Source organism: Pseudomonas sp. Root569, from assembly GCF_001427465.1.
In the GTDB taxonomy this organism is placed as follows: domain Bacteria; phylum Pseudomonadota; class Gammaproteobacteria; order Pseudomonadales; family Pseudomonadaceae; genus Aquipseudomonas; species Aquipseudomonas synxantha.
On the sequence record NZ_LMGQ01000013.1, the window covers coordinates 73,728 to 82,910 of the forward strand.

At 59.4% G+C, this 9,183-nt stretch carries 7 protein-coding genes; 4 read left to right on the forward strand and 3 right to left on the reverse strand.

The window, feature by feature from the left end; all coding sequences use genetic code 11:
- Positions 1 to 10 precede the first annotated feature (10 nt).
- A complete protein-coding gene (locus ASD70_RS14320) occupies positions 11 to 1,750 on the forward strand; it encodes a Gldg family protein (RefSeq protein WP_056846766.1) in 1,740 nt (579 codons plus the stop codon).
- Positions 1,751 to 1,754: 4 nt separating this feature from the next.
- Here ASD70_RS14320 and ASD70_RS14325 read toward each other — a convergent pair whose 3' ends face one another.
- The 3 genes from ASD70_RS14325 to ASD70_RS14335 form a co-directional block, all read right to left on the reverse strand.
- A complete protein-coding gene (locus tag ASD70_RS14325; RefSeq protein ID WP_046071575.1) occupies positions 1,755 to 2,063 on the reverse strand; it encodes a hypothetical protein in 309 nt (102 codons plus the stop codon).
- Positions 2,064 to 2,322: 259 nt separating this feature from the next.
- Positions 2,323 to 2,757 (reverse strand): DoxX family protein, encoded by a 435-nt coding sequence (locus ASD70_RS14330; protein WP_043050788.1) that lies wholly within the window; start codon positions 2,755 to 2,757, stop codon positions 2,323 to 2,325.
- A gap of 103 nt (positions 2,758 to 2,860) precedes the next feature.
- A complete protein-coding gene (locus ASD70_RS14335; protein WP_046071574.1) occupies positions 2,861 to 4,282 on the reverse strand; it encodes a transglycosylase SLT domain-containing protein in 1,422 nt (473 codons plus the stop codon).
- 236 nt (positions 4,283 to 4,518) lie between these two features.
- On the opposite strand from ASD70_RS14335, the gene ASD70_RS14340 reads away from it, so the two are divergent.
- The 3 genes from ASD70_RS14340 to ASD70_RS14350 form a co-directional block, all read left to right on the forward strand.
- A complete protein-coding gene (locus ASD70_RS14340; protein WP_056846767.1) occupies positions 4,519 to 5,325 on the forward strand; it encodes a TatD family hydrolase in 807 nt (268 codons plus the stop codon).
- 95 nt (positions 5,326 to 5,420) lie between these two features.
- Positions 5,421 to 6,902: a methyl-accepting chemotaxis protein gene (locus ASD70_RS14345; protein WP_056846771.1), complete on the forward strand. Its 1,482-nt coding sequence runs from the start codon at positions 5,421 to 5,423 to the stop codon at positions 6,900 to 6,902.
- 198 nt (positions 6,903 to 7,100) lie between these two features.
- A partial coding sequence (locus tag ASD70_RS14350; protein WP_162252752.1) for an RHS repeat domain-containing protein occupies positions 7,101 to 9,183 on the forward strand: 2,083 nt, incomplete at its 3' end.

Genomic DNA, 9,183 nt, shown 5'->3' on the forward strand with positions numbered 1-9,183 from the left:
AAAGCCACTGATGCGTTCCGCTCTCCGTGCCGGCATGACATTGATCATCACATTGTTGCTTTTCCTGGCCTTCAATCTGGTCTGGCTACCCAAGTTACCGGATATTCGCTGGGACTTCTCACAACAAAAAATCCATACTTTATCGCCAGCGACAAGGCAACTGCTCACAACACTTGAAAGCCCGATGGACTTATATTATTTCAATTCGAAGGTCCCTCAAAAAAGCCATGAATTGAAACGTTATAGCCAGCGTGTGGAAGACCTGCTCAAGGCGTTCGAAAAAGCCGCCAATAACAAGATCAGCCTGCACATCATTAACCCCGCCCCGTTTTCTGAAGATGCCTATAAAGCCAGCTTGTTTGGCCTCGACGACACCCGCGGGTTCATTGGCCTTATCGGCACACGTGCCGGCCAAGGCGCACAACGCATTGAAGCGTTCAACCCCGACACTGAGTCGTTGCTCGAGTATGAAATCAGCCATCTGATCTATAAGTTAATGTACCCCGAACGTCCCACTGTCGGCCTGCTGTCGGGGCTGCCCTTGGCTGCACCTGCCGGAAACTTATTGGAGCAAATGCGCAAGCACTTCAATCTGGTAGAGCTGGCACCGACCCTCACTCAAGTGCCGGCGTCGCTAGGCACATTGATGGTGGTACAGCCGTATGCCTTACCGGAGAAGGCCCTGTATGCGATTGAACAATCTGTATTGAGGGGCACCAAACTGATGGTTTTTATTGACCCTGTGAGCGAGATCGGGGCCAACGCCGGTTCGGCAAATGTCCGGTTAAATGCACTGCTCACCGCTTGGGGCATACAGATGCCCGCAGACAAGCTGCTGGTGGACAACCTGTATGCTTCGTCGGCCAAGCCTGGCCCTGGAATGCCCACGGTATTGCACCCGGCGAGGCTCCAACTTCCACGTCAGGCAATGGCCGCAGACGATGTCAGCACCTGGAAATTGAACTCCGTGACCGTGTCGAGCAGCGGCGCACTCTCCCGTGCCGCAAAGAGCCATACTGTCTTCACCCCGCTGCTACAAAGTTCACCACAGTCCTCATTATTGGACGCGGGGCGGTTTGCATCGTCGACGGCGTTCGACGCCTTCGTTGAGGAAGCCTCCACGTCGGGGCAGCGCCATGTGATCGCCGCTCGCCTTGAGGGGCCCGCCTATTCGGCATTTCCCGACGGTTTAAAGGGGCAGCCGCCCGGCTTGCAAAAGGCGAAACACATCCAACTCGTGGTCGTAGCCGACACCGACCTGCTGTCGGACACTGTCAGCAATGCCCATCCCAACAACAACGCGCTGTTTGTATTGAACACATTGGATAACCTGGCGGCTCCCGAAGCGCTCAGGCGCATTCGAGCCCGCGTCATGACGCAACCCCTGCACAGGCTGGAGCCTATGCGCGAAGCCGCCGCACAGGCTTATCGGCAAAGCGCCGGTGAGTTGGAACGACGACTTGAGCACACCGAACACGCCTGGCAACGGCTGAATCCACCAGCAACAAGTCTGGGCACCCAGGCGGTGGACACCAATACCCAGTTGCAGGCCCTCAACAAGGAACGCCTGCGCTTACCCGTTGAGTTGCATGCGCTGAAGGTCCAGGCCTATGCGTCGCTGCATCGATTCGAACACACATTGAAATGGCTGATGATCGCCCCGATGCCACTCTTGTTGTGCCTGATTGCCTGGGTGCTTTTTCTATACCAACGGCGACGGCGAGCAGCCGCGATGACGGCCGCCTGCTGAGCGCTCAGCGACGAGCTATCAGCCCTTGCCGGGCAATGCGCGTCAATTGACGAATCACCTCGTCCGCTTCGCCGGCGCTGGGCGCCTGAATGACCGCCAAATCGAAGCTGTTATTGGCAAAACGAGCCAAGGAGTCGCCGTCTTCGACAAACTGAATCAGGAATGCCGAAGGCCGGCCGCTACGACGTGGCCAGCCGTCCAGGTAACGCAGCAGCGTCGGCTGGTGTTTACCACCCAGGAGTATTTTCGGGTTGCGCTGAGTCAGGGCTGCGGTGATCGGAGCCAGGCGTATGAGAGGGCGTAGTGCATTCATCGTGTCGTGTCTCTGCCTCAAAAGTCTGCAGGCAGGTGAGAGGCAACACCGAACCAGCGCTTTAGCGGTATTTCGAAGTGTTCCCTATGTGAGGGATCATACTTCTGTCGGGCTGCATTGAGTCCCAGTGGCGCCCCGCAATTAGCTGTTTAAATCGGCGCATGAGCAGCATCCTAGAGAAGCCGGTGGGGCAGTGTCAAGAATCCTGCGCAACGAAAAGGCCCGCACATGCGGGCCTTTTCCGTAGCTTGTGAAGCGATCAGTTAGCGATTGCGCGGTCGACCGAGAGCTTACCGGCGCCCTCCAGCAACACCGCGAGCGAGCCGCCGAGCAGGGCCAGCGCGAACTCATAACCGTTGTTGGCCATGAACAGACCGTTATGGATGTGCACCGAGAAAATCGCCACCAGGGTCAGGAAGGTCAAGCCCAGTGCCGCAGGACGCGCAAGCAAGCCGATGATCAACGCCAGCCCGGCGAAGAACTCGGTACCGCCCGACAACACCGCCATCAGGGTGCCCGGCGCCAGACCGATGCTTTCCATCCACTGTGCAGTACCGGCCAGGCCACCGCCGCCAAACCAGCCGAACAGCTTTTGCGAACCGTGGGCGGCAAAAATGATGCCGACGAAAATGCGCAGAATAGTCAGGCCGTAACCGGCGCGGGTGGACAGAACACGGGTAATCATAGGGCTCATGTAATAAATCCTTTCCAGGTAGGGGTTTGGTTGGCCGCTATATTAATCAGTTTAAGCAATGTTAAAAGCCGAAAAATTGCCTAATCAATATCAATAAATTCGATTATTTGCGCGAGGCAATTTTCGGCGCTGGCGGTTCAAGGGACTCTCGCTCCCGATCGAACGCCAAATAATACTTATTGACGCTATTAACATAGCTGACGGCGCCCATTCCTACCTGCTCCATGGCAATGCGTTCAACCTGGAAGAACCACTGGTTGGGGTTGAGCCCGCGGCGCTTGGCCTCGGTGCGCATGCCCTGTACGCGCTCCGGCCCCATGTTGTACGCCGCCAGCACAAAGGCCATGCGCTCGCGCTCGTTGAGCTTGGGGCTGGAGAAAAACTTGCGGCGGATCATCGCCAGGTAACGCGCGCTGGCTTGCACGTTGTTGTCGAGACTCTCGATATTGTTCACCCCTACCCGCTGCGCCGCCGAAGGTGTGATCTGCATCAGGCCGGTCGGGCCACCACTGTTGCGAGCGCCCGGGTCCAGGGACGATTCCTTGTACGCCAGTGCCGCCAAGTTCAACCAGTCCATGCCTTGCTCACGCGCATGTTTTTGCAGGACCGGGCGCAGTTTTTCCAGACGTTGGCGGTCGGCGCGGGCCAGCGGATTGCGCACCTGATAGAGGCGTCGATAGATACGCTGGAACGCCACGTCCTGGTCGGAAGGCGTTCGATAGGTCTTGAGAAATCGATCGATGCTGGCGCGCAGCATCGACGCGTCCTGGCGCACGAACCAGAACTCGTCACCCGGTTCGCTGATCACGACCTGCTTGTCAAAGCGCAACTTGGGCAGGATTTTCGACCAGCGCTCGGCAATCGGCTTTTCAACGATAGTCAGGTGAAAGATCCCGGCCTGGACCATTTCCAGCACATCCTCTACCGCCAGGCTCGGATCGACCCATTCCACCTTCACGGGTGGGCGCTTGTGCAGGGCCAGTTTCTGATTGACCTGGCTGATGGCATCCGCCGCCGCACTGCCAGTGGTCAGCGTCAGTGTACGACCAGACAACTGCTCCAAGCGGGTGAACCGTCGCTCTCCCTTGACGCCGACCAGCCACAACGGCACCCCACTGGCAATCGGCTCGCTGGTACTGATCTTGTGTACGGCCTTCACATCCAGCAACTCACCGGGAGCCACCAAGTCGCCTTCGCCACGGGCCAACGCGCCGAGCAATTGGTCCTTGGCCTTGGGAATGATCTTGAGGTTGATTGCCTGCCCATCGCGGGCATGGCCGTTGAGGTATTGCTCGAAGGCGCGTAACCGATGGTATTCGACACCGATGGACTGGCCCTGCACTTCACCGGAACTGTTGCGGCTCTGGTTGACCAACACCCGCAGGGTGCGACTGGAACGAATTTGCGCCAGGTCACGTACCTTGCCGGGCTTGGTCACTTCCAGCGGCCCGTCCAGACGCGCGACCGCTGCCATGGGCAGCAGCAACGTCAGGCACAACACAAGCAACGCCGAGGGTCGGATCATCCGCTCTCCGGAAAGAATACTGGCCAGCGCCTTCGCGAATAACGAAGTACTGGAGGTCAGAAACAGAGCGCTTCAAGCGCTGGCAAAACGCGCAACGGCGGCACAGTGACGGGCAATAGCCCAACCACAATGTCGCTTGCGACGTTCAAAGACAGCGATAACGCGTTGTAGTTCTTGGTTTTTCTTATAAATCTACAGCTCTGATATGCTTTCCGGCCGCAGGCGGAGATAGCACCATGCAACTCATTGATATTGGCGTCAACCTGACCAACCCCAGTTTCGACGAGAGGCACCAGGCCGTTCTCGAGCGCGCCTACGCCGCCGACGTGCAGCAATTGGTGCTCACCGGCACCAGCATCGAGGGCAGCGAACAGGCGCTGGAGCTGTGTGCAAAACACGATGAAAGCGGCCAGCGTCTGTTCAGTACTGCCGGTATCCATCCTCACTCCGCCAGCGACTGGAATGGCGACAGCGCCCAACGCTTGCGTGGCTTGCTAGGGGAAAGCCGGGTGCGCGCCGTGGGTGAATGCGGGCTGGATTTCAACCGGGACTTCTCCCCTCGCCCACAGCAGGAAAAAGTCCTCGAAGAACACCTGGCCCTGGCCAGCGAGCTGAAACTGCCGGTATTTCTCCACGAACGCGACGCCAACCAACGCCTGCTGGAGATCCTCAAGGATTACCGCGACCACCTGCCCGCCGCAGTGGTGCATTGCTTCACCGGCGAACAAGCGGCGCTGTTCAGTTACCTGGACCTCGACCTGCATATTGGCATTACCGGCTGGATCTGCGATGAGCGCCGTGGGACGCACCTGCATCCACTGGTCAGGGAAATTCCCCGCGGCCGTCTGATGTTGGAAAGCGACGCCCCGTACCTGCTACCACGCACTCTGCGCCCCAAACCAAAGAATGGCCGCAATGAACCGGCGTACTTGCCTGAGGTATTGCGCGAGGTTGCCCTGCACCGCAACGAAACCATGCAAGATCTGGCAGCCCATAGCACCGCTTGCGCCCGTGCCTTTTTCGACTTGCCTGCCGTGGAGTGATGCGGCCCATTGACCCACGTCAAAACTCATCTCCTGGGTAGCGGCACAATAATGGCACCTTGCCAATGCTGTTTCCGCTATCAGAGAAAACCTTCATGGGTGCCTGGATTAGCAATATCTCGCTCAAGTACAAGTTCTGGGCCGTCAATGCGGTCGCCTTCGTTACCACTCTGCTGTTGGTGCTGTACGCCGTGCAGCTTGAACAACAGGCGCGCAGCCATGCGTCCCAGGCATCGGCCCAGGCCCAGGGGCGATTGCTCAGCGCGTGGCCAGCCGACAAAGTCCTGCCCACCGGCGAGCATTGGCTGGCCTATGGACAAGGGCAAACCCCACAACTGGCCGATCAGGATCTCCCGGCCCTGACCACTGCCAGCGGTTGGGTTGAGCTCAATCACATGCCGTTGTTCGGCAAAAACCCGCTGATAGGCGCCGAGGTGATCAGCCGCGCCGACGGTCAACACGTCGCCGTACTGGCTTATGCGCCAAGCCTGAGCCAAGTGTTCAGTGAACGCTTCGCCAACTACGCCGTCGCCGTGGCCATCCTCATGCTGGCCATGCTCGGAGCCTCGCAGCTGTTGATTCGTTTCCTGCTCAGCCAACTCAACACCCTCAAGGACGTAATGCTGCACGTTGAAAAAACCGGTGACCTGTCGGCTCGCGTGCCGTTGGCCTGCAAGGATGAAGTCGGCCAGATGGCCAGTGCGTTCAACGCCATGCAAGCCGGCTACCAGCGCGTGGTCAATACCGTGGCACGCACCGCCCGGCAACTGGATGACGGCGCAGCCCGCCTGGCCAGCAGCATGAACGAGGTACAGCACGGCATGCTCGGCCAGCAGAGCGAAACCGACCAGGCCGCCACCGCCATCAACGAGATGACCGCCACTGTCCACCATATCGCCCAGCACGCTGGCGCCACCCGCGACTTGTCCCAAACCGCCGATACCCTCGCCGGCAGCGGCCAGGACGTGGTCACCCGGGTACAGCGTTCAATTGCCGGGCTGTCCACTGGCGTGCAACAAACCGCCGAGATGATCCAGAAACTCGCCGAAGACAGCCAGAAAATCAACGGCGTGGTCGGGGTGATCCACAGCATCGCCGAACAGACCAACCTGCTCGCCCTCAACGCCGCTATCGAAGCCGCCCGCGCCGGGGACATGGGCCGAGGGTTTGCGGTGGTCGCCGACGAAGTGCGTAACCTGGCCAAGCGCGTGCAAACCTCCACCGACGAAATCACCCGCATGGTCTCGGCGCTGCAGGCTGGCACCCGCGACGCGGTGGACTTCATGCAGGAAAGCTCATTCAAAGCCGACGACTGTGTGCAACAAGCCCTGGAAGCCGGCGCCGCACTGGCTGAAATCACCGGTGCCGTGGCACAGATGCGCGAGAGCAACACCCAGATTGCCGCGGCCGCCGAACAGCAAAGCCACGTCGCCGAAGAGATGAACCGCGCCGTGGTAAGCATTCGCGATGTGACCGAAAACACCGTGCAGCAGACCGTGGCGTCCGCGACTACCAGCAACGAACTGGCGACGTTGGCTGGAGAGTTGAGCAAGGCGATTGGGCAACTGAAGCTGTAAGGCTTTTTCACCTGTAATCTGATTCCTACCGCCAAGTCTCGGTTTGCCTGAAGTTAAGGCGAAACTTCCTCGCCATTCTCGCGAATAACGCCGACTTCTTTTACCTAGGAACCCCTGCAAAGTCCCTCGCCTGATCAAACAGTGCGAGGGATTGCAGATGGTTTTTTTCGTTACAGCCCTGGTTGACAGGACTGGCTCTTGATTCCGGTGATCGCTGGCTTTGTGCTGGCGCCCATGGATCCCAAGGCCCCGGACGTCAGTCGCGTTTTAGCCGATTTTCGCACCTGCCTGAACACCTTCGATGAGTGGGCCGCCAGCCTGTTGAGTGGCTCGGCACTGACTGTGGAGCAGGTGTTCAAGGTTGGGGAAGACGTCGCACTGGTCGCGCCGATCTCTTCCGACAAGCCCAGCCGCACGGTCGCTCAATGCAAAGCCCAGGGTGGGTTGACCCTGGTGCATTTGTTCGAAAGTACCCAGTTCGTCCCCATCGGCAACACCCATGTGATGCTGCAAGCCCTGGCCGAGGATGGCAGCCCGGTGGGCGCACCGTTCCACCGGACCATTGGCCCGAGCGGCATTCTTGAAGTCAACGACTGCAGCCGCGACCAGCGCTACCAGATCACCTTTTACCCCAATGTTTCCAAGGATCACATCAAGGCGCTGTATGCCTCCTACGGGTCAGTGATTGCCGGGCTGGAAGCTGAACTGTGCAAACAATGGGACGAGCGTTTCAAGCCTCAGTGGGCAGACTTTTCCCAAGCGCCAGCCTACAAACGCAGCGGCCTACAGGGTATTGCCTTTGCAACCGGGATTGGCCAGGCCTTCTACAACCTGTGGGACAACATCACCGAGCTGTATGACCTGCTCGCGAACCTCAAATCCAACAGCGAGAAACTGCTCAAGTACATCTCCCAGGCTGAACTGGACGAGTTGCTCACGCTGGGCAAAGACACGCTGGCCAAGGGCTTGCTGGTGCTCAGTGATGAGCCGCTGTTGTTTATCTACCTGGCGGCAATGGTGGCGTGGATACGCATGCTGCCGCCGCCGCAGATGTATGAGCTGCTGGGTGAAATCACCGGCGAAGTCTTGATCAACCTGCTGCTGATCTGGGCCACGCGGGGCATTGGGGTACAGCTGCGCCTGGGTGCCCAAATGCTCAGTCGCGTCAAGTCCGGGCAAGCGCGGGCGTTGTTGGAATTGCTGGCCAAGCAGGCGACCGGCCCGCGGTTGGAGGCTCATGTAGAGGCGGCCAAGCCTGTGTTGCTGAGCAGTGCGGCGACGCCGGTCAAGGTGGTGCCGGCTGTACCGTTGAAGGCTGGCGAGCAGTTGGTTGCGAATCCGGTGCCGGCGGTGCGCAACAAGACTCAGCGCACCACGTTGGTCCGCCAGGAACAGGTGGATGATGCGCCGGCTATGGCTTCGAATCCCAAGGGGGATGCGTCGGCGCCAGCGGACAAGACCGTTACCAACGGCTGCCCGGTGTCGATGGTCACCGGGGAGGAATTGCTGACCCTCACCGATGGTGCGCTGGACGGGATCTTGCCGTTTGAGTGGACCCGSTTGTATCGCACCAGTGCGGTGGAGGGGGATTGTGGGTTGGGGTTTGGCTGGAGTCATGCGCTGGCGCACAGGCTTGCTGTATCGGGCGATTCGGTGGTGTGGACGGACCATGAGAATCGCTCGACTACCCTGCCCTTGCCCACGGCTGCTCGACCCGCGATCACCAACAGCCTGGCGGAAGCGGCGATCTACCTGGGCTCGGCGCCTGATGAACTGGTGCTGGCCCAGGCGTCACGGTTCTATCACTTTCGCGACAGTGTGCTGGTCTCGATCAGTGATGCGTATGACAACCGCCTGCGCATTGTGCGTGATCATTCCGGGCGAATTGAGCGGTTGGATAACGGCGCTGGTCGCTCGCTTTTGTTGCGCTATGAGCTGGATCGCATCGTCGCGGTGGACTACCAGGTTCATCGCGCCAAAGGGCGCGAGCCCTACGTCTGGGAGACCGAGCAGAACGTYGTTTCCTACGCCTATGACGAAGACGGACGACTGGTTTGCGCGACCAATGCCGTCGGTGAAAGCGAACGTTATCGGTACGACGAGCAGCAGGTCATTGTCGAGCGGCAGTTGGCCGGTGGGGCGAGTTTCTTTTGGGCGTGGGAAGGCTCCGGCAAGGCGGCACGCTGTGTCCGGCATTGGGCGAGTTTTTCGCAGATGGACACGCGGTATGCCTGGGCGGATGACGGCCGTGTCACCGTGCATAACGCTGATGGTAGCCAGG

What these genes read in the sequence shown, in the direction of transcription:
- ASD70_RS14320 (WP_056846766.1), top strand. Translation starts at nt 11, where the DNA reads ATGCGTTCCGCTCTCCGTGCCGGCATGACATTGATCATCACATTGTTG.
- ASD70_RS14325 (WP_046071575.1), bottom strand. Translation starts at nt 2,063, where the DNA reads ATGAATGCACTACGCCCTCTCATACGCCTGGCTCCGATCACCGCAGCC.
- ASD70_RS14330 (WP_043050788.1), bottom strand. Translation starts at nt 2,757, where the DNA reads ATGAGCCCTATGATTACCCGTGTTCTGTCCACCCGCGCCGGTTACGGC.
- ASD70_RS14335 (WP_046071574.1), bottom strand. Translation starts at nt 4,282, where the DNA reads ATGATCCGACCCTCGGCGTTGCTTGTGTTGTGCCTGACGTTGCTGCTG.
- ASD70_RS14340 (WP_056846767.1), top strand. Translation starts at nt 4,519, where the DNA reads ATGCAACTCATTGATATTGGCGTCAACCTGACCAACCCCAGTTTCGAC.
- ASD70_RS14345 (WP_056846771.1), top strand. Translation starts at nt 5,421, where the DNA reads ATGGGTGCCTGGATTAGCAATATCTCGCTCAAGTACAAGTTCTGGGCC.